Annotated in this window: 21 protein-coding genes; 8 read left to right on the plus strand and 13 right to left on the minus strand. The window is 67.8% G+C overall.

Translation table 11 applies throughout. The features are described from left to right. Window positions 1–5: 5 nt before the first annotated feature. Together GXN78_RS28050 and GXN78_RS28055 are read right to left on the minus strand one after the other, a co-directional pair. Window positions 6–1,160, minus strand: coding sequence for an acyl-CoA dehydrogenase family protein (locus tag GXN78_RS28050; protein ID WP_106560689.1), 1,155 nt, complete (start codon window positions 1,158–1,160; stop codon window positions 6–8). Between the two features lie 10 nt (window positions 1,161–1,170). Continuing rightward, the gene (locus tag GXN78_RS28055; RefSeq protein WP_106560688.1) at window positions 1,171–2,691 is read right to left on the minus strand and encodes a CoA-acylating methylmalonate-semialdehyde dehydrogenase; all 1,521 of its coding nucleotides are present in this window, start codon (window positions 2,689–2,691) and stop codon (window positions 1,171–1,173) included. 102 nt (window positions 2,692–2,793) lie between these two features. On the opposite strand from GXN78_RS28055, the gene GXN78_RS28060 reads away from it, so the two are divergent. Then, window positions 2,794–3,687, plus strand: a complete 894-nt coding sequence (locus GXN78_RS28060) for a LysR family transcriptional regulator (protein WP_106560687.1) — start codon at window positions 2,794–2,796, stop codon at window positions 3,685–3,687. A gap of 6 nt (window positions 3,688–3,693) precedes the next feature. Here the strand turns inward: GXN78_RS28060 and GXN78_RS28065 are convergent, their stop codons facing one another. Together GXN78_RS28065 and GXN78_RS41495 are read right to left on the minus strand one after the other, a co-directional pair. After that, window positions 3,694–6,390: a LuxR C-terminal-related transcriptional regulator gene (locus GXN78_RS28065; protein ID WP_106560686.1), complete on the minus strand. Its 2,697-nt coding sequence runs from the start codon at window positions 6,388–6,390 to the stop codon at window positions 3,694–3,696. Window positions 6,391–6,507: 117 nt separating this feature from the next. Then, window positions 6,508–8,823: a hypothetical protein gene (locus GXN78_RS41495; protein WP_239142951.1), complete on the minus strand. Its 2,316-nt coding sequence runs from the start codon at window positions 8,821–8,823 to the stop codon at window positions 6,508–6,510. Between the two features lie 554 nt (window positions 8,824–9,377). Here GXN78_RS41495 and GXN78_RS28075 point away from each other — a divergent pair. Both GXN78_RS28075 and GXN78_RS28080 read left to right on the plus strand, forming a co-directional pair. Then, window positions 9,378–9,722 carry a hypothetical protein gene (locus GXN78_RS28075; protein WP_146163192.1) on the plus strand — a complete coding sequence of 115 codons (345 nt, stop codon included), beginning with the start codon at window positions 9,378–9,380 and terminating at the stop codon, window positions 9,720–9,722. Window positions 9,723–9,878: 156 nt separating this feature from the next. Then, window positions 9,879–10,121: a hypothetical protein gene (locus GXN78_RS28080; RefSeq protein WP_106560684.1), complete on the plus strand. Its 243-nt coding sequence runs from the start codon at window positions 9,879–9,881 to the stop codon at window positions 10,119–10,121. A gap of 3 nt (window positions 10,122–10,124) precedes the next feature. Here the strand turns inward: GXN78_RS28080 and GXN78_RS28085 are convergent, their stop codons facing one another. The 3 genes from GXN78_RS28085 to GXN78_RS28095 all read right to left on the minus strand — a co-directional run bounded on the left by GXN78_RS28085 (window position 10,125) and on the right by GXN78_RS28095 (window position 13,026). Beyond that, the gene (locus GXN78_RS28085) at window positions 10,125–11,504 is read right to left on the minus strand and encodes a CoA transferase (protein ID WP_106560683.1); all 1,380 of its coding nucleotides are present in this window, start codon (window positions 11,502–11,504) and stop codon (window positions 10,125–10,127) included. A 75-nt stretch (window positions 11,505–11,579) separates the two neighbouring features. Further along, a complete protein-coding gene (locus GXN78_RS28090) occupies window positions 11,580–12,218 on the minus strand; it encodes a 3-oxoacid CoA-transferase subunit B (RefSeq protein WP_106560682.1) in 639 nt (212 codons plus the stop codon). A 1-nt stretch (window position 12,219) separates the two neighbouring features. Continuing rightward, window positions 12,220–13,026 carry a CoA transferase subunit A gene (locus GXN78_RS28095; RefSeq protein ID WP_106560681.1) on the minus strand — a complete coding sequence of 269 codons (807 nt, stop codon included), beginning with the start codon at window positions 13,024–13,026 and terminating at the stop codon, window positions 12,220–12,222. 74 nt (window positions 13,027–13,100) lie between these two features. Here GXN78_RS28095 and GXN78_RS28100 point away from each other — a divergent pair, with 74 nt between their 5' ends. Continuing rightward, the gene (locus GXN78_RS28100; RefSeq protein WP_106560680.1) at window positions 13,101–13,688 is read left to right on the plus strand and encodes a LuxR C-terminal-related transcriptional regulator; all 588 of its coding nucleotides are present in this window, start codon (window positions 13,101–13,103) and stop codon (window positions 13,686–13,688) included. A 487-nt stretch (window positions 13,689–14,175) separates the two neighbouring features. After that, window positions 14,176–15,810, plus strand: coding sequence for a hypothetical protein (locus tag GXN78_RS28105; RefSeq protein WP_181360689.1), 1,635 nt, complete (start codon window positions 14,176–14,178; stop codon window positions 15,808–15,810). 8 nt (window positions 15,811–15,818) lie between these two features. Here the strand turns inward: GXN78_RS28105 and GXN78_RS28110 are convergent, their stop codons facing one another. Further along, window positions 15,819–16,523 carry a nitroreductase gene (locus GXN78_RS28110; protein WP_106560694.1) on the minus strand — a complete coding sequence of 235 codons (705 nt, stop codon included), beginning with the start codon at window positions 16,521–16,523 and terminating at the stop codon, window positions 15,819–15,821. Between the two features lie 55 nt (window positions 16,524–16,578). Next, window positions 16,579–17,574: a LysR family transcriptional regulator gene (locus GXN78_RS28115; RefSeq protein ID WP_239142952.1), complete on the minus strand. Its 996-nt coding sequence runs from the start codon at window positions 17,572–17,574 to the stop codon at window positions 16,579–16,581. A gap of 99 nt (window positions 17,575–17,673) precedes the next feature. On the opposite strand from GXN78_RS28115, the gene GXN78_RS28120 reads away from it, so the two are divergent. After that, window positions 17,674–18,666 carry a tripartite tricarboxylate transporter substrate-binding protein gene (locus GXN78_RS28120; RefSeq protein WP_106560692.1) on the plus strand — a complete coding sequence of 331 codons (993 nt, stop codon included), beginning with the start codon at window positions 17,674–17,676 and terminating at the stop codon, window positions 18,664–18,666. Window positions 18,667–18,686: 20 nt separating this feature from the next. Next, window positions 18,687–19,217: a DUF4863 family protein gene (locus tag GXN78_RS28125; protein WP_106560679.1), complete on the plus strand. Its 531-nt coding sequence runs from the start codon at window positions 18,687–18,689 to the stop codon at window positions 19,215–19,217. Between the two features lie 236 nt (window positions 19,218–19,453). On the opposite strand, the gene GXN78_RS28130 is transcribed toward GXN78_RS28125, so the two are convergent. The 4 genes from GXN78_RS28130 to ada form a co-directional block, all read right to left on the minus strand. Beyond that, window positions 19,454–20,596 (minus strand): hypothetical protein, encoded by a 1,143-nt coding sequence (locus GXN78_RS28130; RefSeq protein WP_146163191.1) that lies wholly within the window; start codon window positions 20,594–20,596, stop codon window positions 19,454–19,456. A 191-nt stretch (window positions 20,597–20,787) separates the two neighbouring features. Beyond that, on the minus strand, window positions 20,788–21,444 hold the full coding sequence (alkB, locus tag GXN78_RS28135) for a DNA oxidative demethylase AlkB (RefSeq protein WP_106560677.1): 657 nt from the start codon (window positions 21,442–21,444) through the stop codon (window positions 20,788–20,790). A gap of 4 nt (window positions 21,445–21,448) precedes the next feature. Further along, a complete protein-coding gene (locus GXN78_RS28140) occupies window positions 21,449–22,132 on the minus strand; it encodes a 2OG-Fe(II) oxygenase (protein WP_106560676.1) in 684 nt (227 codons plus the stop codon). Next, the gene (ada, locus tag GXN78_RS28145) at window positions 22,129–23,214 is read right to left on the minus strand and encodes a bifunctional DNA-binding transcriptional regulator/O6-methylguanine-DNA methyltransferase Ada (protein WP_204162284.1); all 1,086 of its coding nucleotides are present in this window, start codon (window positions 23,212–23,214) and stop codon (window positions 22,129–22,131) included. Before ada ends, GXN78_RS28140 begins: the two co-directional genes overlap by 4 nt. Before the next feature lie 186 nt (window positions 23,215–23,400). Between ada and GXN78_RS28150 the strand changes: the two genes are divergently transcribed. Continuing rightward, window positions 23,401–24,999, plus strand: coding sequence for a glucan biosynthesis protein D (locus GXN78_RS28150; protein WP_106560675.1), 1,599 nt, complete (start codon window positions 23,401–23,403; stop codon window positions 24,997–24,999). Window positions 25,000–25,049: the final 50 nt, after the last annotated feature.

The following is a 25,049-nucleotide window of genomic DNA, read 5'->3' on the forward strand; positions in this document are numbered from 1 at the left end:
CAGGCTCAGCGGATGTCGCTGTCGCCCTCCAGCAGCTTGCGCGCAACGATCACGCGCATGATTTCGTTGGTGCCTTCGAGGATCTGATGCACGCGTGCATCGCGCACCAGCCGCTCCAGCGGGAATTCGCTCAGGTAGCCGTAGCCGCCGTGCAGCTGCAGCGCATCGTTGCAGACGTTGAAGCCGGCATCGGTCGCGAAGCGCTTGGCCATCGCGCAATAGGTGCTGGCGTCGGCGTGGCCCGCATCGAGCTTGCTCGCCGCCAGCCGCACCATCTGGCGCGCGGCCACCAATTCGGTCGCCATGTCGGCCAGCTTGAACTGCAGGGCCTGGAAGCTCGCGAGCGGCTTGCCGAACTGCTGGCGCTCGTGCAGGTAGCGCCGCGCGGCATCGAGCGCGCCCTGCGCCGCGCCCACCGAGCAGGTCGCGATGTTGATGCGGCCGCCGTCCAGCCCCTTCATCGCAATGCGGAAGCCCTCGCCTTCGCTGCCCAGCAGGTTTTCGGCCGGGATGCGCACGTTGTCGAAATTGATGGTGCGCGTGGGCTGGCTGTTCCAGCCCATCTTGTGCTCCTTCTTGCCGTAGCTGATGCCGGGCGCATCGGCCGGCAGCGCGAAGGCCGAGATGCCGCCCGCGCCGCCGCCGCCGGTGCGTGCCATCAGCACCAGCACGTCGGTCGAGCCGGCGCCGGAGATGAAGGCCTTGCCGCCGTTGATGACGTACTCGCCGCCCTTCAGCTCGGCCCGCGTTTTGAGCGAGCCGGCATCCGACCCGGCACCCGGCTCCGTCAGGCAGTAGGACGCCAGCTTGCGCCCGCTGGTGAGGTCCGCGCCCCAGGGCTCGCGCACCGCTGCACCGCCCCAGGTGCCCAGCATCCAGGTCGCCATGTTGTGGATGGTGATGAAGGCGGTGGTCGACGGATCGACCGCGGCCATCTCCTCGAACACCAGCGTGGCATCGAGGCGCGGCAGCGCCAGGCCCTCGATGCTCTCGGGCGCATAGAGGCCGCAGAAGCCCAGCTCGCCGGCCTTCGCGATGGCCTCTTTCGGGAAGATGCCTTCCGCATCCCACTGCGCGGCATGCGGGGCGAATTCCGCGAGCGCGAACTCGCGCGCAGTCTGGGCGAAGGCGCGCTGCTCCTCGGAAAGTTCGAAGTCCATGCAGCCGAGATTACTTGAGGCTGATGGTGGTGTTCAGGCCATGGGCGGTGGCATCGTCGAACCAGCGCGCCGTCACGGTCTTGGTCTGCGTGTAGAACATGATGACCTGCTTGCCGTAGGGGCCGAGGTCGCCCAGCTTGGAGCCGCGCGAGCCGGTGAAGGAGAACATCGGCACCGGCACCGGGATCGGCACGTTGATGCCCACCTGGCCGACGTCGATGTCTTCCTGGAAGCGGCGCGCCGCGGCGCCCGACTGAGTGAAGATCGCGGTGCCGTTGCCGTTCGGGTTGGCGTTGATCATCTCGATCGCCTCGTCGATGCTCTCCGCGCCCGCCACGCACAGCACCGGGCCGAAGATTTCCTGGTCGTAGATGGTCATGCCCGGCTTCACGCCGGAGAAGATGGTCGGGCCGACGAAGTTGCCCTTGTCGTAGCCGGGCACCGTGGGCTTGCGGCCGTCGAGCTCCAGCGTGGCGCCGTCGGCCACGCCGCGCTCGATCAGGCCGGTGACGCGCTCATAAGCCGCACACGACACCAGCGGGCCGACGTCCACGCCCTTGTCGATGCCGGCGCCGATCTTGAGCGACTTGGCCTTCTCGACCAGGTCCGGAACCCACTTGCGCGCATCGCCCACCAGCACCGCGACCGACACCGCCATGCAGCGCTGCCCCGCCGCGCCGAAGCTCGCGCCGACCAGCGCGTTGAGCGACTGGTCCTTGTGCGCATCGGGCATGACGATGGCGTGGTTCTTCGCGCCCATCATGCATTGCACGCGCTTGCCGGCCAGCGTGGCGCGGTTGTAGACATGGGTGCCGACCTTGGTCGAGCCGACGAAGGAGATCGCCTTGATGTCCTTGTGGTCGCAGATCGCGTTGACCACGGCCTCGCCGCCGTGCACCACGTTCAGCACGCCCGGCGGGATGCCGGCTTCCAGGGCCAACTCGCAAAGGCGCATGGTCACCATCGGGTCCTGCTCGGAGGGCTTCAGCACGAAGGTGTTGCCGGTGACGATGGCCATCGGGAACATCCACAGCGGGATCATGGCGGGGAAGTTGAAAGGCGTGATGCCCGCGCACACGCCGAGCGGCTGCAGCAGCGTGTAGGTGTCGACGCCGCCGGCCACGTTGTTGGCCAGCTCGCCCAGCTGCAGGTTGCCGATGTTCGACGCGTGCTCGACCACCTCGAGGCCGCGGAACACGTCGCCCTCGGCGTCGGGCAGCGTCTTGCCCTGCTCGGCGGTGAGGATGGCGGCCAGCTCGCCCATGTGCTCGCGGATGAGCTGCTGGTACTTGAGGAAGATGCGCGCACGGGCGCCGATGGCGGTCTTGCGCCAGGTCTTGAAGGCGTCCTGGGCCGAGGCCACGGCGGCATCGACCTCGGCCTGCGTCGCGAAGGGCACGCGCGCCAGGACCTCCTGCGTGGCGGGGTTGACGATGTCGCGCCATTCGCTGGTCTTCGACTCGACGAACTTGCCGCCGATCAAGAGCTTGACGGTGGCGACCTGGGTCGCGGGCGTGGTGGTGGCATCCATGGATTTGTCTCCTGAGTAAAGGCTTCAGCGACCGATGCTAGCTTTGCACTTTTGCCATGGCAATAGACAAATACGCACTCATGATCTGCATAATTGCAACGCATGGACTGGGACAACCTGCGCTTTTTCCTGGAGCTGGCGCGCTCCGGCACGCTGGTGAGCGCGGCGCGCCGGCTGGAGGTCGATCACACGACGGTGGCGCGCCGCATCCATGCGCTGGAAAAGGAGATCGGCACCGCCCTCTTCGCGCGCGAAGCCGGCGGCCATCGCCTGACCGAGGCAGGCCGGCGGCTGCAGCCGCAAGTAGAGGCGATGGAGGGGGCCCTTCTCGCCGTGGAAAGCGCGGCGCCGGCCGCGCAGGCGGGCCTCTCGGGCCTGGTGCGCATCGGCGCCACCGAGGGCTTCGGCACCATGGTGCTGGCGCCGCAGCTGGCGCGCTTTGCGCAGCAGCATCCCAAGCTGGTGATCGACCTGCTGGCGATGCCGCGGCTGGTGCACCTGTCGCGGCGCGAGGCCGACATCGTGATTTCGCTGGAGCGGCCGGCGCGCGGCCCGGTGGTGGTGAGCAAGCTGACCGACTACGTGCTGCGCCTCTACGCCTCGGCCGACTACCTGGACGCCCATCCGCGCATCGCCTCGCGCGAGGACCTGCGCGGCCACACCTTCATCAGCTACGTGGACGACCTGCTCTTCAGCAAGGAATTGCAGTACCTCGACGAGCTGTACCGCCCCGATGCCTTCGCGCTGCGCAGCACCAGCATCCTGGCGCAGCACCAGGCGACTGCGGCCGGCGCCGGCATCGCAGTGCTGCCCGCCTTTCTTGCCGAGCGCGATCCGCGGCTGCGCACCGTGCTGCCCGGCGAGGCCAATTTCACGCGCACCTTCTGGATGTCGATGCCGGCGGAGAACAAGCACCTGGCGCGGATGCAGGCGGTGTGGCAGTTCCTGCGCGAGACGGCGGAGTTGCAGCGGGCGGTGCTGTTGCCAAAGGCGTAGGGCTGTTCAGGCGCTCGTTGAACCGCGGCCGGCGAGGTTCTTCGCATACCAGGCCGCGGCTTCGCCTCGCGAGGACAGATCGAGCCTGTCGAGGATGCGCGCCACATGACGCTTGACGGTGTGCGGGCTCAGGTCGAGTGCGCGGGCGATCACCTTGTTGCTCTGACCCGCAGCCACCAGCGCCATTACTTCGAATTCGCGCCCACTCAGCCGCGATGCATGGATATTGTCGCGATCCGACGTGTCATGCATGCCATACAGGCGGCCGAGCTCGGCCCACCTCTGCAGCATTGCAATGCCTTCGGCCGGCGCTGCCTGGCCCCAGTCGGCTTTGGACAGCTGCGTGAGCGCATCCACCCCAGGCATTAATACTTCTCCAATCTCGCCGCTCGCCGATATGCGCTCCACCATCGTTGCGATGGCTCCCCATGCCGCGCGTGGCGTTCCATATCTGAGCTCAGCCAGTGCGAGGCGGGTGCATACCGTCGCGTGGAGCGTGAAGATATCCCTTTGGCGCGACGGCTCGTGCAACTTGCGCAGGAGGGTCAATGCTTCCTCTCCTCGCCCCTCGGCCAAGGCAAGCTGCGCATCAAAGGTTTCAAAGTAGAGCTCGAGACTCGGTAGACGGCGCACCGGGTGCCCTTCCAGCATGGCCAAGGTTTTCCGCACGGTATCCCAATCTTCCGCCGCGGCAGACATCCTGATGATGGTGGGAAGGAAAAGCCCGACCAGCCTGCCACCAGGCGCGAGCGCGTGTGCATGCGCCAGGATCGCCTGGCGACTCGCCTCGAAAGCCTCGCGATCGTCGCGAATCAGGTCGATCTGCGCTTTGTAGATCAGCAAGGGACCACGCAGGCTGTCCGGCTGACCCAGCCATCGGCTGTCTTCGAAGGTCCGCCCCAATGCCGCTTCGGCGGCAGGGACGTTGCCTTGCCACAGCAGTTGCACCATCTCGATCAGGTTAACGGACGCCCTGAGCGAAGGATGCTCTTCGCCCGCGACGATCTTGGCGGCCTCGGTCAGCCGATGCAACTGAGCGCAAACGCCGGGCCGACCGAGGAACAGACTCACTCGAGGCATGCAGCGGTACCAAAGTGCCGCATCAGGGCTGCTCAACAAGCAGTCGACGATCGTACGCAGATGCTGACCCGGGCCTTCAGCAGGACCATAGTAGCCGCTGTACCAATGGTCAAAAAGCGCGATTGGCAACCTGCCCTCCAGGTCTGCGGGAGAAGGCCGAATGCGCACTGACAGGTCGAGGGCTTCGTTCACATCGCCCGACGACATCAGGCCGAGGTCCGCAAGCGCCCTGGCCCACAGCGCCTGCTTCGGTTGGCCGAGCACATCGAACTGAGCGGCAGCAACCTGCATGGCGTCCCGCTGACCGATACTGTCGGCGTCGTGCCAGGCGCATAGGCCGCGAGCGAATGCCAGGTTGGCCGACTGCTCGCGCAGCTGCGCCGGAAACTGATCGATCAGGCGCTTCGCCTGCGCAATCCGGCCAAACGCCAGCGCGACGTCAACTGCGTCGACCACAGCGTGCTCGGCCGCAGCCCAGGCGCCGGCTCGAAGCAACAGCGCGACCTTGCGCGCCGGATCGACCTCGACCTCGGCAGCACGGCGCAGGAGCAACGGCACTTCGTCGGGATAGCGCCTGCGCAATTGCTCCTCTAGAAAATCGCGAAAGAGGTCATGCAGGCGCAGTGTGAGCGTCTCGCCGTCAAGCACTGCAACGAACAACCCCCGCCGTTCGATCTCCTCGATCAGTTCAGCAGCGCGCGGCTGCGGCTGGGCACTGAGCGCCGCGCAGCGCTCCGCGCTGAGTTCGGGCAGCACCGAGCAACGCAGCAGGAATTCGCGCAACTCATCCGGCATCCGCGTCAGAACCTCTTCGGCCAGGTATTCGAACATGTGACGGCGACTGAGCTTCTGGCTCGCCGGCCTCGACGGGACTTCGGGCTGCCTGCCGATGGCTGTGTCCAGGCTTAGGCTCAGCCCGGCGGGCCATCCTTGGGTACGTTCATGCAGACTGCGGGCGACCGCAGGATCGTCCTGGCCAGTCGCCATGCGCGACAGTTGCTCCACCTCCTGCAACGAGAAACTTAGCTCGGCGTGCCGAAACTCGGCCATTTCGCGCCGGCCGCGCAGGCGCGCCAGGTCCAGCGGCGGCTCGGTTCGGCTTGCGATGGCCAGGGTCCACTTGTCCGGCAGGCTGTGGAGCAACAGTCGGAGGAACTCGAATACCTGCACGTCCGAGATGGCATGCAGGTCGTCCAGGGCAATGACGCCGCGCTCGACGGCAGTTGCGGCCAGTGCGGCGCGCAGCACCTCTACGGCTTCGCGCAGCCCTCCCTTCTGGGCCGCTTGCTCTGCCAAGGCCTCCGGCGCCATGCGCCAGGGCAGGTCGTAGGGCTCCAGCGCCTCGACCAGGCACAGCAGCAGGCGCGGCAGGTCGTCGTCGGCATCGGCGGTCACCCACGCGACGGCGTGGTCCGGCGGCAGTGCTTGCAGCTGGCGCATCAAGGCCACCGACTTGCCGAAGCCGGCCGGCGCGACGAGGAGCACCAGGCTCCGTCGGATCAGGGCCTCGCCGAGCCTGCGATCCAGCCCACTGCGCTCGATCAGGCTGGTGCGAGGGCGAGGAAGCCGGATCTTTGCCGGTGCGAGCGTCGGAGCGTGCAGGGCGATAGGCACGTCAAGCACGACACTGCTCCTGATACCAGGCCGCAGCCTCGCCACGCGATGAGAGATCGAGCCGGTCCAGAATTCGCGCCACGTGGCGCTTGACGGTGTGCGGGCTCAGATCCAGTGCCCGGGCAATCAGCTTGTTGCTTTGCCCGGCAGCGAGGCACTGCAGGACTTCGGTTTCTCGCGCGCTGAGGGGGCCGTTGGCACCGCCCGCGGTGACGCGGTCTTCCTCCGGTGCGCCGGCGCGCCATTGCCTTGCCAGTTCCGACCAGGCGTCGAGAACCGCCAGATCCTGCAGCGCTTCGCAGTCCCTGCGCGCGCGCCAACTCCTCCAGCACTGCCGGCCCGCAGAGCAGCGCGCCGCCCGCGTCGCTCGCCGCACCCGTGGCATCGACCCAAGGGGCCAGCGCTCTCCGCGCTGCCGGCGGTGAGCCGGCTCGCAATTCGGCCACCGCCAGGCACGCACGCACGCACGAACGCATCGAAGCCGACACGGTCCACGTCGGCCGAGCCCTCGACGACACTGCGCAGGGCTCGCAGCGCATCCTCGTTCCGCCCCTCGTGCAGCGCGTGCCGGGCCTCCAGCGCCCGCATGCTGAGCTTCGGGAACGCAGTGGTGCCGCCGAGTCCTCCCAGATCGCGCAGCGCCTGGCGCACACGCGCCCAGTCGTCCGCGGCGGCCGACTGGCGTCCCGACCACGCGATGACGTTCGTTTTCCAATCCGCGTGGAGCGTCGGCGCAGCCGCGTTGGACAAAAGGGCCTCGCACCCGGTGCGCACGGCTTCCTTGTCTCCGCTCATGACTTGGAAGACCACCACCGCGGCCAGCAAAGGGACGGACAGGCTGCGCGGCTGGCCGAGCCATCGGCTCTGCTCCTGCAATTGCTCGATGGCCGTGCGGGCCGCCTCGCGATCGCCCCGCCACATGGCAAGCCAGGTGGCGAGCACGGTGGCCGCTGCCTGCAGTGGCTCGCTGCCATCGCGGGCGGCCGTGAGCGCTCCTTCCACGAAACGCCGCATCGGGCCTGCCGTGCCGGCCCGGCCGATCATCATGTACATCCGCGGCATGCAGCGGTGCCAGAGATGCGCAGGCGCATCGTGGGCCAGCAGATCCGTCATCCTGTCCAGATGGTCGGCCGGTCCGGTCGATGGGCCGTAAATCGCGCTGCGCCAATGCTCGAAGAGCTCGACCTGCACGGCCGCTTCCCGCGTGGCGGGCTCGGCAGGAACCGCCCCCGCCTGGGCCTTCGCTTCCTCGAGCCTCCCCATGAAAAGCAGCGAGATCGCCCCCAGGAGTCGTGCTTCCTGCGCCTCGCCGGGCCGGCCGAGCCTTTCCAGACCCGGCGCCGCCTGGCCCATCCACTTCACGACGGAGGGATCTTCGAACTCCTGCCAGGCGCACAAGCCGCTCGCATAGGCCAGCTCCGGCGATGCGTCCCGCCTGTGCTGCGGGAACTGCTCGATGAGCCGCACCACCTGGGCGCTGTCGCCTGCGGTCAGGAACGCAGGCGCAAGGTCTGCCAGGACCTGCTCGGCTTGCGGCCAGTCTCCGGCGCGCATCCAGAGGTTCACCCGGCGCACAGGATCTCGCTCGGACTCCGCCGCGCGCCTCAACAGCTGCGGCACCTCCTGTGGCAGTTGCTGCCTGAGCTTCTCATCCAGGAAGTCGCGGAACAGATCATGCAACCGCAGGATGGGCTCCCCGCCCTGGAGCACCGAGACGAACAGCCCTCCTCGCTCGACGTCCTCCAACAACTCGGCCGCGCGCGGGCTGCCGCTCACGGCGGCGCAGCGGCCAGCGGTCAGCTCCGGCAGCACCGAGCAGCGCAGCAGGAAGGTGCGCAGCTCCTCCGGCATCTGCTCGAGAACCTCGCTGGCCAGATAGTCGAAAAGGTGCCGCCTGCTCTGCCTGGCGCCGATCCGATCGACCCCGCCGGGCCCGGCAGTCGCATCCACGCTCAGCCATACGCCGGCCGGCCATCCCTCGGTGCGCTCGTAGAGGCCTCGGACCACCTGCGGGTCATCGGTTCCTGTGATGGATTGCCGCAAGCTGCGAACTTCCTCCATTGAAAAGCTCAGCACATCCTGGCGGAACTCGGCCAGCTCACGGCGTACGCGCAGGCGCGCCAGAGCCAGCGGCGGATCCGTGCGCGTGGCAATCACCAGAGTCCAGTTGATCGGGAGACCTTCGAGCAGGGCGTCGAGGAAGGCGAACACGCGTGGGTCCGACACCGCATGCAGGTCGTCCAGTGCGATAAGGCCGCGCTGGACGTCCGTCGCAGCCAGCGTGTCCAGCAGCATCCTGGCCGCGCTGCGCGGGCCGTCTTCCTTCGCGGCCAGCGCTGCCAGCGCCTCCGACGCGATGCGCCAGGGCAGGTCGTAGGGCTCCAGCGCCTCGATCAGGCACAACAGCAGGCGCGGCAGGTCGTCGTCGGCGTCGGCGGTCACCCATGCGACGGCGTGGCCCGGCGGCAGCCGCTGCAGCTGGCGCGACAAGGCCACCGTCTTGCCGAAGCCGGCCGGCGCGACGAGGAGCACCAGGCTCTGACGGATCAGCGCCTCGCCAAGCCGGCGATCCAGTTCAGTGCGCTCGATCAGTCTGGCGCGAGGGCGGGGAAGCCGGATCTTTGCCGGTGCGAGCGTGTGGGAGTGGATCGCGGTGGGTTCGTCAAGCACGCCGTTGCTCCCGGTACCGTAGCCGACGGGGGGTCAGCGCCATGCAAATGCGCCGTTCCAGCTCGCCGCGCTCGATCAGTCCGGCGCGAAATCGCGGCGGCTGGATCTTGGTTTGAGCAAAAGTCGCACGCTGCATCGTTCCTCCGGCGCGAGACCGGACTATAGAGCCAAGGACACCCCTCTGGAACCGCCTCATTGGCTCGCCGTTGGCTCTCGATTGGCCTAGGCACCCGGTCCTGGACGGGGAACACTGGCACCGGACCAACAAGAGTATCCGGACGGGCCCCGCGATGACGGGGCACGCGCCAGTCACAAGCTCCCAAATCATGCATGTCATCGACCACTCCACCCTCCCTCGACTCCACGCCGAAGGGCGGCAGCGCTTTGCCGCGGCCCATCGGGGCCTGGGTTTCGCGCCTTTCGAGCTTTGGATGGAGGTCCTCGAGATCGACGCACGCGTCGACCTCCAGCCCATCGAAAGTGCCCGGGTCGTGCTGGTGCTCACCGGCCACGGCAAGCTCGTGGTCGACGGCGCGGCCCAACGCTTTCACGCCCCCTGCAGCCTGGTCCTGCCCGCCGGCATCGACAGCCAGGTGGTCAACATCGGCGCCGAGCTCATGCAGATCGTGACGGGTTTCACGCCGGCCGCTGCGGTAGCACCGCCGGCTTGAGCCTCGGTCCGGACCATGGCCCTTCGGCCTTGGCCCTCCGCTTAGGCCGAACTGGCTCCTCTGGTCGATGTGCCGAAAAGCTGAAACCAAATACTTCGATCATGCGCAGGAAAGAGATGAATCGCTCTCCCAGCGCCCCACTGATCGGAGATTGTCATGAGCTCAGCCGCCGCCACTTCGCTGGATAACCTGCATTCCGGCCTTCAGCCCCTGCATCACCTGGCGCCCGAGAGGGCCCGCATCTCTGCCTCCCTGCAATCCGTGTTACGCCAATCCGCCGCGCGGTCTGTCGAGATCTGGCACAAGCTCTCGCGCAAGACCCAGATCCTGCTTGTCGCCCTGTCAATGACCTTCACCAGCTTCGGTCTGTCGATGATCGTGGCAACCCTCTCGCGTTGATGCTCAGGGCCAGCGACCCGGGTGACTGCCCGGCGGCATCGAAGGCCACCGCCAGGCGACCGGCGTTCGGGCCAGCCGTGCACTGAGCCGCATGCTCCGGAGCTCGCCGAAGCCGGAGGCGGCACTCTCCAGCCAAGGCTCGATCTTCGGGCTGGGCACCTCGAAACCATCCGAAATCCGTCCCAGGCCGCGCAGCCACTGCCCGGTCTGCGCCAGCGAGACCTGGACGTGCCAGCTGCCGCCTTCGCGCTGCTGGCGCCACAGCGCCGCCGCCGCGCCCATCGCGATCAGGTAGCCGGTCGCCTCGTCGAGGATCTGCATCGGCAAGGGCCGCGGCTTGCCCTCCCCGGCCGCCTCCCCCTCGGCGTGGTTGAAGCCCATGGCCGTCTGCACCAGCGAGTCGAAGCCGCGCCGCGGCGCCCAGGGGCCATGCGTGCCGTAGGCCGAGAGCGAGACATGAACGATGCCGGGGCGCTGCCGCGCCGTCTGCTCGGGCCCGAAGCCCAGTTCGGCCACGCCGCCGGGCCGATAGCCCTGCACGAACACATGCGCCTCGGCCAGCAGTTCCTCGAGCGAGGTCCGCCCGGCCTTGCCGCGCAGGTCCAGATGCGCCGAGAGCTTGCCCCGGCTGGTGTCCGCAATGGCCTCGATGTTCGGCAGATGCGGTGCATTGACCAGCATGACATCCGCACCGAAGGCCGCCAGCGCGCGGCAGCCGACCGGGCCAGCCAGCACGCGCGTGAGATCGAGCACGCGCAGGCCCGCGAGCGGCGGCTGCGACTCGGCCAGCGACGCCAGCGCCAGCGGCGGCGCTTCGCCGATGCGCTCGATGGTGAAGAGCGGCTGGGCCGCGATGGCCCGGCCCTGCGGCGTCGCATCCCATTCGTCGAAGCGGCGCAGCGCGGTGGCGACCAGGCCGGCCTCGGCCGCGGCGGTCTCGAAGTCGATCGCTTTCCTGCCCCGCATGGCTGCCTCGGCGTCGGCCCGCTGCGCCGTCGACGGGTCCAGCCCCATCAGGCGCAGCGCTCCGTCGCGGTGGTGGGCGAAGTTCGCATGCACGCGCACCCAGCCGTCGGCGCAGCGGTAAAGGCCAGAGAAGGGATCCCACTGCGGCGGCACCCGTCCGTCCAGGCTGAACCAGGCGGTGCATTCCATCGCCGCATGCAGCATGTCGACCGCCACCTGCTGGCGCGGCGTGCCGCGCAGATGGCCGAGCTCGCAGGCCGCGAGCGCGGCGGCGGCGATGCTGGCCTGCGCGGCCGTGCCGACGGCGAAGGAGGAAGGCAGCACCGGGTCGGCGCCGGTCAGGCGGACGAAGGCCAGGGCCTCCTGGGGGAGAGCGGCCAGGGTCCAGAGCGACTGGAGGGTTTCTTCGGGGCGCATGGGGTTGTCCTCGAGGCTTCCGAGCGCTGCTGCCCTCACCCCTGCCCTCTCCCCAAGGGGAGAGGGAGTAAGACCTTAGTGCAGGAGCTTGACGCCGGTCTTGGCCTGCAGCGCCTCGAAGGTGACGCCCTCGGCCAGCTCGACCACCTTCAGGCCCTCGGGCGTGACGTCCATCACGGCCAGGTCGGTGATGATCCGGTCCACCACGCCCACGCCGGTCAGCGGCAGCGTGCATTCCTCGAGGATCTTGAGGTCCTCGGTGCCGTCCTTCTTGCGGGCCACGTGCTCCATCAGCACGATGACGCGCTTCACGCCGGCGACCAGGTCCATCGCGCCGCCCATGCCCTTGACCATCTTGCCGGGGATCATCCAGTTGGCCAGGTCGCCCTTGGCGCTCACCTGCATGGCGCCGAGGATCGACAGGTTGATCTTGCCGCCGCGGATCATCGCGAAGCTGTCGTGGCTGCCGAAGATGGCCGAGCCGGGCAGCGTGGTCACGGTCTGCTTGCCGGCGTTGATCAGGTCGGCGTCGACCTGGTCCTCGGTCGGGAAGGGGCCGATGCCGAGCATGCCGTTCTCGCTCTGCAGCCAGACTTCCTTGTCGCCGACGAAGTTGGCCACCAGCGTGGGAATGCCGATGCCGAGGTTCACGTAAAAGCCGTCTTCCAGCTCCTGGGCGGCGCGCGCCGCCATCTGGTCTTGGGTCCAGGGCATCTCAGGCTCCTTTGTTGCTGCTGTTCTTGACGGGGGCCGGCACCTCGCTGCCGGCGGCGGCCTGGGCAATTGCGGCCTGCGCCTCGACCTTGGCGGCGGCCACGTCGACCGCCGCGCTCACGGTGCGCTTCTCGATGCGCTTCTCGGGGCTGGCATTGAGCACGATGCGGTGCACGTAGATGCCGGGCAGGTGGATGTCGTCGGGCGCCAGTTCGCCGATCTCGACGATCTTCTCGACCTCGACGATGCAGATCTTGCCCGCCATCGCCGCCGCCGGATTGAAGTTGCGCGCCGTCAGGCGGAAGCGCAGGTTGCCGGACTTGTCGGCCACATCGGCCTTGACCAGCGCCACGTCGGGCACCAGCGAGCGTTCCATCACGTAGGTCTCGCCGTCGAACTCGCGCAGTTCCTTGCCCTCGGCCACCAGGGTGCCCACGCCCGTCTTGGTGAAGAAGGCCGGGATGCCGGCGCCGCCGGCGCGCAGCTTCTCGGCCAGCGTGCCCTGCGGGGTGAACTCGAGCTCCAGCTCCTTGGCCAGGTACTGGCGCTCGAACTCCTTGTTCTCGCCCACGTAGCTCGCGATCATTTTCTTGATCTGACGCGTCTCCAGCAGCTTGCCCAGGCCGAAGCCGTCGACGCCGGCGTTGTTGGAGATGCAGGTCAGGTTCTTGACGCCCGAATCGTGCAGTGCATCGATCAGGGCCTCGGGAATGCCGCAGAGGCCGAAGCCGCCGACCGCGAGCGTCTGGCCATCGGCGACGACGCCCTTGAGCGCCGCATCGGCGGAGGGATAGATCTTGTTCGCCATGATTCCTCGTTCGGAAATGGTGGTTGATGGATAACCCGCACGATACTACGTATGCGCATACGTAGTATTTCGTAATGGAGACACCCGACACCGCCCTCGCCCCTATCGACTACCAGCTCGCCTTCGAGGAGGCGCCGGTGGGCATGGTGCTGTCGCGCCATCGGATCATCGTCGATTGCAATACGCGCCTGTGCGAAATGTTCGGTGCCACGCGCGAGATGCTGGTCGGCCAGTCCTTCCGCGTGCTCTACCCGAGCGTCGTCGAATTCGAGCGCATCGGCAAGCGCATGGAACCGATCCTCAATGCCAGCGGCCGCTACGCCGACAACCGCATGATGCGGCGCGTCGGCGGCCTGCACGGCGCCTTCGCGGGCGAGACCTTCTGGTGCCACGTGAGCGGCCAGGCGCTCAATCGCGCGGCGCCGCACGAGGCCGGCATCTGGACCTTCGAGGACCTGGGCTCGCGGCGCGCGGCCAAGGCCGAGCTCACGCCGCGCGAGCGCGAGGTGGCGGCGCAGCTGATGAAGGGCCTGACCTCAAAGGAAATCGGGCGGGCGCTGGGCATCAGCCACCGCACGGTCGAGATTCATCGCGCGCGGCTGATGCGCAAATATGCCGCGGCAACGACGGCGGAACTGGTGCAGAAGCTCATCGCGGCTTAGCGCATGGAACCTTTTTCGAGCGCGTGCCACTCAGCTTGGGTCAACGAGGCATGTTCGTCGCCTGCAGTTGATGAATGATCGTGTGGGTCCGATGGCGCAATGCGCCGGAGGTCCCTGAAGCTTGAATCTCAAGTGTGTCGGACGGGGGTTCGATTCCCCCCAGCTCCACCAGAGTGCGGATGCGCGTGCGTCCGCAGTCTCGTGGGGCTGACTGGTTTCGACGACGCATGGCCGCGGAAGGCGACGATCCGAGAGGCGACTGCCGTAAGCAGAGCAAATCCAGTAAATGCTAATGACAGCTTTTACCTGAAGCAGGCGACCTAAAGCCGGCTTCGGAGTAGCCCGAAAGGGTTCCCGGCCCCTGCAGTTTCTGCAGGCTCGGCAACAGAAAGGCCGGGACCTCGTCAGCGCGCCCCGCGTACTTGAAGCCTCGGGCGCAGCGGCGCATCATGCCGCCGTGCCGCACCTCGCACCCCGCCGCCGATCCATGCGCTGCGCTTCGGCCGAGCAGCTTCGAAGAAGCGCGGCGCTGGCGCTGCTCGTCGTTGCCGGCTGCGCCCTCCCGGGCAGCGACCGTGCGTCGTCCCGCGCCGCGCCGCCACCCCCCGACTGCCATGCACGCGTGGGCACCGACCGCAACGCCGAGCTGCCGGGCTACCTGCTGCCCGGCGCGAATGGTGCGACCGTCTGCGTTCCCTTACTGCTGACCGCGAGACGCCCCCCGCCGGACTACGAGGGCCGCAACTTCTACGTCGACGAATACACCGACGCCAAGCTGAAGGCCCGCTGGCGCTGGTGCAAGACCGACACCGCCTGCTTCCAGCGCATCGACGCCCAGATGCAGCGCTGGCTGCCGCCCAACAAGGAGCGCGCCACGCGTTCCACCGGCGTGGTCGATCCGTCCGGCCGCATCGACCCCGACGGCCAGGTGGACCTGCGCCAGATCCGGCGCCCGGCCTTCTTCGCGAAGGCGCCCTATCGCGAGACGATTGCCGAGGCCGAGCCGCACACCTACACCGTCGAGTTCAGTGCGCCGCGCGACACCTTCGAGCGCATCGACCTGAAGATGCAGGACACCATCAACCTGCGCGGCTGGTACATCGAGGGTGTGGGGGTGGATGACGGCAAGGGCGGCCGGTTGCGCGCGCTGGCGATCATGGCCAACGGCGGCGGCGGGCAGATGACGGCGATCCAGCATCCCGACGAGAAGCCCTACCGCATCGACGCCGCCACCGGCCGGACCGTCGCCATCAGCTTCCCCAACGCCACCACCGAGACCATGGGCCAGCGCTGGTGGCGCGAGAACCTGCAGGCGCTGAACGCGGCCGGCTTCGACGTGCTGGCCTACGACCGCCGCGGCGAGGGCATCTCCGGCGGTTTCAGCGACACCAACACGCTCGAACAGGGCGAGGATGTGTTCCGCGTGCTCGAGCAGCTGGAAAAGGGTGACGGCCTGCGCCTGCTCTCGCCCTCGGGCCAGCTGATAGAGGGCAGTGCGGCGGGCGGCCGGCTGTTGGCCGGCATGAAGGCCAGGCAGATCCCGATCCTGCTCGGCGGCTACTCGCGCGGTTCCATGTCCACCGCCTGGGCCATGACGAAGAACTTCGTCGAGTCCTGCAGCTACGACATGCCGGTCGCCGCCTGCTCGCCGCCCAAGGGCTACACGAACATCAAGGGCGCGATCCTGCTCGCCTCCTTCGCGAGCGGCGCGGGCTACGTGCCGGCCGCACCCGACTTGGCCGATCGCAACCTGTTCCTCGGCGGCATGGCGGCCGACCATCACATCGTCTTCTATCCCAACTCGGCTACGCTCGCGGGCATGCCACGCTGGCCGGCCGCCTTCTTCGGCAAGGGTCTGTGGGACCGCGCCGAGAGCCTGGAGGGGACCATCGCCGCCTACGACCGCATCCGCGGCCTGAAGGAGATCGTGGTGGCGCGCGGCCCGCATTCCATCGAGACCTGGGACCCGGACGACCTGCGCTATCTGCAGGAACGCATGGTCGCCTTCGCGAAGGCCGCGGCGATGGGCGCCTCTACGGTGCCGGGCGGCAGGCGGTGGACAGACCTCAAGAGTCTGGTCGCGACCACGCCGGATCGCTGGGAGCCCTCCTCGCGGCCCTAAGTGGCCTGCTAGCCCCAGAACACCGCGAAATCCTCGACTGCTTCCCTGGGCATCCCGAGATCGTTCACCTCGGCCTCGACCTCCGCATAGCCCAGGGACATGCCGCAGACCAGCGCCTGCCCTGACGGCAGGCCGAGGAACTGCGAGATGACCGGCTCGTAGCGCACGAACAAGACCTGCGGGCAGGTATCGAGCCCCCTGGCCCTCGCGGCAATCATGATCGTCTGCAGGAACATCCCGTAGTCGGCCCAGCTGTGCCGGGTGAGCCGGCTGTCGATGGTGAAAAGCAGCCCCACCGGCGCATCGAAGAAGCAGAGATTGCGCCCCGACTGCCGGTAGCGCGCTGACAGGTCCTTGCGGTCGATTCCCAGCGCGGCGTAGTACCGGGCGCCGAAGTCGGCCTGTCGGGATGTGCACTCCGCCGGCAGGTCGGCCGGGAAATGCGGCGAAGGCGGCAGCTCGTTGCGCTCGTGCGCCTGCATCAGCGCTTCGCTCAGGCGCCGCTTCGGATCGCCCTCCAGCACATGCACCCTCCAGGGCTGGGAGTTGGAGTTGCTCGGCGCGCAGCGCGCCACGCTGAGGATGTCCACCACCACGGCGCGCGGGACCGGTGTCGGCCTGAAGGCGCGCACGGCTCTTCGCGACCGGATCACGGCGTCCACGATGCCTGCAACGGCGTCGCTCTCGGCCACCACGGGATCTGCTTTCGTCATGCCGCCATGGTGCACGAGCAGCGCGCCGGCATCCACTGAACATTGCGCAAGATGCTCATGCACGAAACGACAGCGCGAGCCGGGCGAGCTGCTCCCTCAGCCAGACATGCGCCGGGTCGTGCTCGTGCCGCCGATGCCAGACGGCGCGCATCGTGGCCTGCTGGGTCGCATAGGGCAGTGCCTTTGCCAGCAGTTCGCGCCGGGCGACGAAGGCCTGCGCCAGCGGCGCCGGAACAATCGACACCATGTCGCCGCCGGCCAGCAGATCGGGCACCGCGAGCGAGTGCGGCACGGTGACCCGGTAGCGTGGGCGCAGGCCGGCCGCAGCCAGCGCGTCCTCCAGCGCCGCGCGGTCGAACATCTCCGACTGGCGCGCCAGCCCGCGCTCGGCGATAAAGCCACTGACCGCGCCCTCCTCCTGACCGCCCAGCGACACCGTCAGCAACGGGAAGTCGGCGAGATCGGCGATGCGCGGCTTGCGCCGCGCAAGCGCATGCCCGCGCCTGAAGACGAGCACGTCCTCCTGCAGCCACAGGCGCGCGCTCTGGAAGCGGGCCGGGACCTCGGCGAAGATGCCCAGCGCGATGTCGATGCGGCCGACGTCGATCTGCTCCGCCAGGTCGAGCCGCGTCGAAGGGCGCACCACGAGATCGATCGCGGGCGCCACCTCGCCCATGCAGGCGGCCAGCCGCGTCAGCAGCACCGAGGTCACGTAGTCGTTGGCCGCGACCACGAAGCTGCGCGCCGTGCTCGCGGGATCGAACGGCTGCGCGCCCAGCGTGTCGTGAATGCTGCGCAAGGCCTCGCGCAGGGCAGGCGCCATGGCAAGTGCGCGTGCGGTCGGCTCCATGCCTTTGGGGGTCCGCACGAAGAGCTCGTCCTGCAGCGCCTCGCGCAGGCGTCCCAACGCATGGCTGATTGCGGACTGGCTCAGGTGCAGCCGCTTGCCGGCGCGCAGCAGGTTGCGATCTTCGAAGACGGCATCGAAGACGCGCAGCAGGTTCAGGTCGATGCGCTTCGCGTTCAGCGCGGCCTGCGCTCTGGTGGTCATGTTGCACCTCGTGCATGTGGCGGTTGCAGATTCGTCGCTTCCGGCAGCGGCGCGGCGCTGGCAATGTCCAGGCCTGCACCGAAACCGATGGAGCCCGCGATGACTGAACTCTCCCGGCGACGATTCGCCAAGTATGTGGCCTGCCTCGTGCCGGTCCCCTCCCTGCTCTCTGCGCCGGCGCGGGCGCAGCCGGACAGCGCGCCGGGCCGCATCGTGGTCGGCTATCCGGCCGGCGGGACGATGGACCAGACCGCGCGGCGGCTGGCCGAGTCCTGGCGCACACAGAACCGCGCCTACCTGGTGGACAACCGCCCCGGCGCCGCGGGCCGGATCGCCACCGCCCAGATGAAGCGCGAACGCGCGGACGGCAGCGTCGTGCTGTGCACCCAGACCTCGGCGATGACGATCTACCCGCATGTCTACACGCGCCTGTCCTATGACCCGGTCCGCGACCTGCGTCCGGTCGCCGCGCTCGCATCGTCCACCTGCGTGCTGGCGATCAGCGCGGCGGTGCCCGCCGAGGTGCGCACGCTGGCCGACTATGTCCGCTGGCTGAAGGCCAACGAGAGCGGCCGCAGCTATGCGTCGCCCGCCGCTGGCTCGCTGGCCCAGTTCCTCGGCTTCCGCTTCTCCCAGGCTGCAGGAGTTCCGCTGGCCCACGTGCCCTACCGCGGCTCGGCGCCGGCCCTGCAGGACCTGCTCGGCGGGCAGGTGCCTGCCTACCTCGGCTTCGTCGGCGACTTCCTGCAGTACCTGGGCAGCGGCAAGCTGCGGCTGCTGGCCGTGACCAGCGAACGGCGCTCCCGCTTCATCAAGGACGTTCCCACCTTCGCCGAGCAGGGTTTCGACTCCGTGGTGGGCGTGGAAAGCTATGGCCTGTTCGCGCCGGCCGGTACGCCGGACGCGGTGGTCGCCGCCCTCGCGGCCGCGACGCGGACTGCCGCCGCCGACAAGGCGCTGGCCGGCGGCCTGGAACAGATCGGGCTGGAGGCCGCCTACGTCGGCCCGGCCGAATATGTGCAGACCATCGCCGCCGAGCGCGAGCGGTGGAAGCCGATCGTGCCGGCATCCGGCTTCAAGGCCGACGAGTGACAACACAAGGAGAGCACCCCATGACCGACCAGGAAGAACTCATCGCCACCAGCCTGCCTTTCCTCGAGCAGATCAAGAACATGACCGCGGGCACCGAGGTCGAGCAGTGGCTGAACGCCAATCACGGCCCCGGCAGCCCGCTCTATGAACGGCTCGCGGGGCTGGTGAAGGCCGGCGTGCGCGACGGCTGGGCCGCCAACGTCGAGATCCGCGGCGAACGCTATCGCCGCAGCCGCATCAGCGAGGCCACGCCGCAGACGCTGGGCTTCAGCATCACCACCGTCTACATGGACAGCACCGGCAACGACCAGGGCAACGACGACGGCAGCTTCCGCGGCGACTACCACGCGCATCCCTATGGCGAGTTCAACATGGTGGTGCCGCTGGATGAACGCGCAGCGCTTGCCGGGCCCAACGGCTGGTGCCATGGGGGGTGGACGGCGCCGGCGCCGGGGAGCCATCACTATCCGGAAGCCAAGGGCGGCGCGGTGATCGCGTTGTTCTACCTGCCGGCGGGGCGGATTTCGTACGACATCACACCCAACGCTTGAGCCGGTCAACAACGTCGTTGGAGCTGCAGATCACAAGCACCCGAAGCGGGAGCTTTCGATTCGGGCGACTCGGACCCGACGTGTCCGCATTCATGGTCCTACTCGTCAACCGCGAGGTCGGCAAAGCACCCAAACTCCCATGATGCAGCGCGTATCTGGCTGAGCTTGCGAGTGATCTGTGGCTCTTTGGCGCAGCGTGTCGCTCAATTCGCGCTTCAGAGTCCGAGGCTGATGGGTCAAGGGATACTCGACAAAATGCCCGCCTTCATCCACGGTGACCACATCCCTCGGCTTCGCTCCAAGGACTTCCAGAATATGGCTGGCATTGTGAGGGCGCACCCCGGCCTGCACGAGGTCCGCGAAATAGACCTTTTCCAGCTCCACCCTCTTGCTCCACGGATGAACTGGGCGAACCCGATCACTTGCTTGTCCACCTTCGCCATGAACTCAAGGTCATCAGGACTCAATCCAGCCGATGCGTCTTCGCAAGCTAGCAGTCTGGCGCAGCGTTGATAGGACTCTGCCCAATCATCCATGCCGTATTTTTGAAGCCATTTCGGCAAAGAAGCTTGCAAATCGGTGAGGTCGACGCCACGGCTCTTTGGGTCAGGCGTTTTGTGGTAGATCGCCAAGTTCGTGAAGCTGAGCATGTCGCCACGTTGCACCTGGGATTTGTGGACCACTTCCCCATGCTGCGTCGCGTGCACATCCCGCAAGTGCTGCACCACCACACTTGGAACCTTGCCCTTTAGGTTATCGATCCGGTCGCCCAACGTTTCTGGATTCACGATGTACTCCGGGCCGTCGATCGATAGGTCAGTGTCGTAGAAAAGGTTGGTGAAAAGCTGCGCCCCTTTTTCTGCCCCATCCTGGTGAAATCCTGAGGCTTTGGAGACGTCAAGCGCGCCTTTGAGAATGATCTGAAGGCCCAAGCAGTAGTCCTCATTCACCAAGGCATCGCGATGCTTGAGCAAGTAGACCATCTGGCCTGATCGATCCAAGGCGCTTTGCGCGAAAGCAATGAGAGTGGATGATTCCACCCCCGCTTCCTCGAGGTTGCATGCTGCCGGACCCTTCGAAGGCTTGTAGGTGTATTCGAACCCCATCTTCCTATCTTTGGACAGCGAGAGGCTGATCTCGCCGACGAGAAGCGCACGGCCCGTCCCGTCGGCATGCTTCAAGTCCCATTTCTTGACCTTCTGCATCACGTCATCGAGGCGCTCAGCATCGGCAGGATCGAGCCGAATGACATCCGGCTTGTAGAGCCCCTTGAGGCCTTCATGTTCGGGAGGTGCCTCGGCCCGTGGCGGCGTGGAGGCAACCGCTGGATTTTTTCGTTGCAAGGTAGAAGACGGGCTGACATTCCGGTTGACGTTCACGGTGCGCTCCTGGTTGATGAGGTCGGTCCCAACTTGAATGCGTCCTGATCGGCCGGCGCATCGAAAATTGAATCCTTCCAATCAGTAACCCCGGGTTTTCTGCGGTTCCCGGCAAGGGCGTCACATGAGCGTTGGCTCGCGAGCAACAGTTCCCTGAATCTGACGCCGGGTCGCTGCTCTGCCAGGAACGATCAACGCGCCTTGCGAAAGGTCAGGTTGATGCGGCAAGCCCCCGTCAGGGGATGCTCGCCCTCCTTCACCGGCAGCACGCCGTGATAGTGCAGCCGCGAAGCCCCGCCCCACACCACCACGTCCCCATGCGTGAGCGGCACGCGCTGCGCCTTGTCCGACCGCTTCGGTCCGCCGAAGAGGAACACGGCCGGCAGGCCCAGCGAGACGGAGACGATGGGCCAGTCGTAGTTGCCCTCGTCGCGGTCCTGGTGCAGCGAGAGCCGGGTGCCGGCTTCATAGCGGTTGATCAGGCAGGCGTCCGGTGCGAAGCCCTCGAAGCCGCCCGCGCGTGCGGCGGCCGCGGCCAGCTCGCGGAAGGCGGCGGGCATCGGCGGCCAGGGCCGGCCGCTGTCGGGATCGGACGCGTCGTAGCGGTAGCCGCTGAGGTCGGACACCCAGCCCAGCGCACCGCAGTTGCTCATCGCGACCGACATTCGAAAACCGCCCGGCGTGATCAAGTGACGCAGCGGCGCCTGCGCCAGCACCGCTTCCACGCCGGCCAGCAACTGCGCGCCTTGCGCAAGCGCAAAGCCGCGCAGCAGCACCGCACCGGCCGCGAGCGGCTGCATCGCAGGCAGCGCGGATTCTTCAAGCCCTTCGAAAAGATCGAGCGTCATGGCCTCAGGCCGCATCGTGAAAGATGATGCCGGCGGTATGGCGATGCCCCGAGCGCACCCGGCTCACCCCATGCCGCAGGTTCACGCGATAAACGCCGCGCGTGCCTTGCACCGGCCGGTGGTGCACGGCGATCACCGCCGCATCGCCCTGGCGCAGCGGCAGCACCATCGGCCGCGACTGCATGCGCGGGCGCTGCTCGGTCATCACGAACTCACCGCCGGTGAAATCGCGGCCCGGCTCGGACAGCAGGATCACCAGCTGCAGCGGGAACACATGCTCGCCGTACAGGTCCTGGTGCAGGCAGTTGTAGTCGCCCTCGCCGTATTGCAGCAGCAGCGGCGTGGGCCGCGTCTGCCCCGCCGCATGGCAGCGCGCGATGAAGTCTGCATGCCGCTGCGGAAAGCGTACCTCGATGCCCATGACCTGGTTCCAGCGGTTGGCGATGGGCGCGAGCTGCGGGTACATCGCTTCGCGCAGCCCGGCCAGCTTTTCGGGGAGCGGGTAGTCGAAGTACTTGTACTCGCCGCGGCCGAAGCCATGGCGCTCCATCAGCACGCGGCTGCGGAACAAGGGGTCGAGCGGATAGAGCGCGGCCAGCGACGCGCAGTCCTCGCGCGTCAACAGGCCCGGAATCAGCGCGCTGCCCTCGCCGTCGAGGTCCAGCGCCACCTGTTGCCAATCGATCATGCGGCGCTCGCCTCCCGCTTCAGCAGCGCGCTCTTGCGCTCCACGCCCCAGCGATAGCCGGAGAGCCCGCCGTCGCTGCGCACCACGCGGTGGCAGGGAATCGCCACCGCCAGTGCATTGGCGCCGCAGGCTTGCGCCACCGCGCGCACCGACTTCGGGCTGCCGATGCGCTCGGCAATGTCGGCGTAGCTCGCGGTGCTGCCCGGCGGGATCTCGCGCAGCGCCTGCCACACGCGCTGCTGGAAGGCGGTGCCGCGCACGTCCAGCGGCAGGTCCAGGCCCACGCCCGGCGCCTCGACGAAGCCCACCACGCGCGCCACCAGCTGCTCGAAGGCCGGGTCGCCGCCGATCAGCCGCGCGTGCGGGAAGCGGTCCTGCAGCTCGCGCGCCAGTGCATCGGGATCGTCGCCCAGCGCGATGGCGCAGACGCCAAGCGCGCTCTGCGCCACCAGGATCGCGCCGAGCGCGCACTGGCCGATGGCGAAGCGAATCTCCGTGTCGGCACCACCCGCGCGAAAGCGCGTCGGCGTCATCCCCAGCACCTCGTTCGAGCGCTCGTAGAAGCGGCCGTTGGAGTTGTAGCCGGCGTCGTAGATCGCATCCGTCACCGTTTCGCTGCTCGCCAGCGCCTCGCGCACGCGCCGGTCACGGTGCGCCGCGGCGTAGGCCTTGGGCGTGAGCCCCGTGACCTCCTTGAAGAGGCGATGCAGGTGAAAGCTGCTGAGCCCGGCGCGCTCGGCCAGCGCGTTGAGCGTCGGCGTCTCGTCGGCGTTTTCGATGAAGCGGCACAGCTCGGCCACCTGCGCCGCCTGCTGCTCGTTGCGCGCCGGCTGATCCGGCTTGCAGCGCTTGCAGGGGCGGAAGCCCGCGCGCTCCGCATCGGCGGCCGTCGCGTGGAAGGCCACGTTCTCGGGGCGCGGCTGGCGCGCGCCGCAGGAGGGCCGACAGTACACGCCGGTGCTGCGCACCGAGTAGAAGAACTGTCCGTCGGCCGCGGCGTCGTGCGCGACCACCGCCGCCCAGCGCGGGTCGCTCGCGGTTTCGAGGGCACGGACTTCGTTGGGGTTGCTCATCATGTTCATTGCAAGTCCTTTCGGCTTTTCATGGATCGATGAACCGATTCTGGAGATCGGGCATCGCATGCGCACTCCGGGTCTTGCTTTCGAATTCGATCGTAGAAGATCGTAGGACAAGGCCGCCAACGGGGGTTTTTGCTCGCGCCCTCGGCCTACGGGCCCCTGCTCCAGGCCTCGTTACCATCTTGGCCGATGATCGATCGCCGTTCACTCCTCACCGCCGGCGGCGCCTCCATGGCGCTGGCCGCCCTCGGATTTCCCGCAGATGCCCTCGCGGCCGGGGGAATCAAGCTCAGCCAACCCCGCCCTTTCTCTTTCGAACGTCTTGTTACCGAAGCCAAGGCGCTCGCGGGCCGGCCTTACGTGGCCGACACCTCGCTGCCCGCGGACGTGCTGCAGCGCATCGACTACGACGCGCACGGCAAGATCAAGTACAACCCCGATCTCGCCGTGTTCCGCGACGGCCCCGGCCCCTTCCCGGTCACCTTCTTCCACCTGGGCCGCTACTTCCAGTTGCCGGTCCATATGTACGTGACGGAGGCCGCCAGCGGGGACGGCTTCGCGCGCGAGATCCTCTACGACACCGACTATTTCGCGATGCCCGCGGACAGCCCCGCGCGCCAGCTGCGCGAGGGCGCCGGCTTCGCCGGCTTCCGGCTGCAGGAGAGCCGGCTGGGCGACCAGAAAAAGCTGGCTTGGCAGACCAACGACTGGGTCGCCTTCCTCGGCGCCTCCTACTTCCGCGCCATCGGCGAGCTCTACCAGTACGGGCTGTCGGCACGCGGCATCGCGCTCGACGCGGCCATGCCCGACCGGCCCGAGGAGTTCCCCAACTTCACCCGCTTCTACTTCGAGCCGCCCGCCACGCCCGATGCCAACACGATGACGGTGTACGCCCTGCTCGAAGGCCCGAGCATCACCGGCGCCTACAAGTTCGTGATGCAGCGGACCAAGGCGGTGCTGATGGACATCGAGGCGCGCCTGTTCCTGCGCCGCGACGTCGGCCGCCTCGGCCTGGTGCCGCTGACCTCGATGTTCTGGTACGGCGAGACCGTCAAGCCCACCGCCATCGACTGGCGGCCCGAGGTTCACGACTCCGACGGCCTCGCGATCTGGAACGGCGCCGGCGAGCGCATCTGGCGCCCGCTCAACAACCCCACCCAGACCCGCGCCTCGGCCTTCAGCGACACGCGCCCGCGCGGCTTCGGCCTGTTGCAGCGCGACCGCAACTTCGACCACTACCAGGACGGCGTGCTCTACGAGAAGCGGCCCAGCCTCTGGGTCGAGCCGCAGGGCGACTGGGGCGAGGGCTCGGTGCAGCTGATCGAGATCCCCACCGACGACGAGATCCACGACAACATCCTGGCCTGCTGGGTGCCCAAGGCCCCGGCCAAGGCCGGCGCGAGCTTTGCGCTCAAGTACCGGCTGCACTGGACCGACCAGGAGCCCTTCCCCTCGCCGCTGGCGCGCTGCATCGCCACCCGCATGGGCCGCGGCGGCGAGCCGGGCACGCAGCGCCCTGCGGGGGTGCGCAAGTTCATGGTCGAGTTCATCGGCAAGCCGCTCGAAGCTATCCCCTTCGGCGTCAAGCCCGAGCTGGTGCTCACGGCCTCGCGCGGCAAGTTCTCGTACATCTTCGCGGAGGCAGTGCCCAATGGCGTGGCGGGCCACTGGCGCGCGCAGTTCGACTTCACGACCGAAGGCACGGAGCCGGTGGACATGCGGCTGTTCATGAAAATCGGGGACCAGGCGCTGACGGAGACCTGGCTGTACCAGTACCAGCCGGGCTGAGCGCGCGGCTCCCGACCTGGATGCTTTGTCCAGGTTTGGATACGGATACA

This window comes from Variovorax sp. WS11, assembly GCF_010499245.1.
Taxonomy (GTDB): domain Bacteria; phylum Pseudomonadota; class Gammaproteobacteria; order Burkholderiales; family Burkholderiaceae_C; genus Variovorax.

Coding starts and splice junctions, on each gene's coding strand:
- GXN78_RS28050 (WP_106560689.1), bottom strand. CDS start 1,160: ATGGACTTCGAACTTTCCGAGGAGCAGCGCGCCTTCGCCCAGACTGCG.
- GXN78_RS28055 (WP_106560688.1), bottom strand. CDS start 2,691: ATGGATGCCACCACCACGCCCGCGACCCAGGTCGCCACCGTCAAGCTC.
- GXN78_RS28060 (WP_106560687.1), top strand. CDS start 2,794: ATGGACTGGGACAACCTGCGCTTTTTCCTGGAGCTGGCGCGCTCCGGC.
- GXN78_RS28075 (WP_146163192.1), top strand. CDS start 9,378: ATGCATGTCATCGACCACTCCACCCTCCCTCGACTCCACGCCGAAGGG.
- GXN78_RS28080 (WP_106560684.1), top strand. CDS start 9,879: ATGAGCTCAGCCGCCGCCACTTCGCTGGATAACCTGCATTCCGGCCTT.
- GXN78_RS28085 (WP_106560683.1), bottom strand. CDS start 11,504: ATGCGCCCCGAAGAAACCCTCCAGTCGCTCTGGACCCTGGCCGCTCTC.
- GXN78_RS28090 (WP_106560682.1), bottom strand. CDS start 12,218: ATGCCCTGGACCCAAGACCAGATGGCGGCGCGCGCCGCCCAGGAGCTG.
- GXN78_RS28095 (WP_106560681.1), bottom strand. CDS start 13,026: ATGGCGAACAAGATCTATCCCTCCGCCGATGCGGCGCTCAAGGGCGTC.
- GXN78_RS28100 (WP_106560680.1), top strand. CDS start 13,101: ATGGAGACACCCGACACCGCCCTCGCCCCTATCGACTACCAGCTCGCC.
- GXN78_RS28105 (WP_181360689.1), top strand. CDS start 14,176: ATGCGCTGCGCTTCGGCCGAGCAGCTTCGAAGAAGCGCGGCGCTGGCG.
- GXN78_RS28110 (WP_106560694.1), bottom strand. CDS start 16,523: ATGACGAAAGCAGATCCCGTGGTGGCCGAGAGCGACGCCGTTGCAGGC.
- GXN78_RS28115 (WP_239142952.1), bottom strand. CDS start 17,574: ATGACCACCAGAGCGCAGGCCGCGCTGAACGCGAAGCGCATCGACCTG.
- GXN78_RS28120 (WP_106560692.1), top strand. CDS start 17,674: ATGACTGAACTCTCCCGGCGACGATTCGCCAAGTATGTGGCCTGCCTC.
- GXN78_RS28125 (WP_106560679.1), top strand. CDS start 18,687: ATGACCGACCAGGAAGAACTCATCGCCACCAGCCTGCCTTTCCTCGAG.
- alkB (WP_106560677.1), bottom strand. CDS start 21,444: ATGACGCTCGATCTTTTCGAAGGGCTTGAAGAATCCGCGCTGCCTGCG.
- GXN78_RS28140 (WP_106560676.1), bottom strand. CDS start 22,132: ATGATCGATTGGCAACAGGTGGCGCTGGACCTCGACGGCGAGGGCAGC.
- ada (WP_204162284.1), bottom strand. CDS start 23,214: ATGAACATGATGAGCAACCCCAACGAAGTCCGTGCCCTCGAAACCGCG.
- GXN78_RS28150 (WP_106560675.1), top strand. CDS start 23,401: ATGATCGATCGCCGTTCACTCCTCACCGCCGGCGGCGCCTCCATGGCG.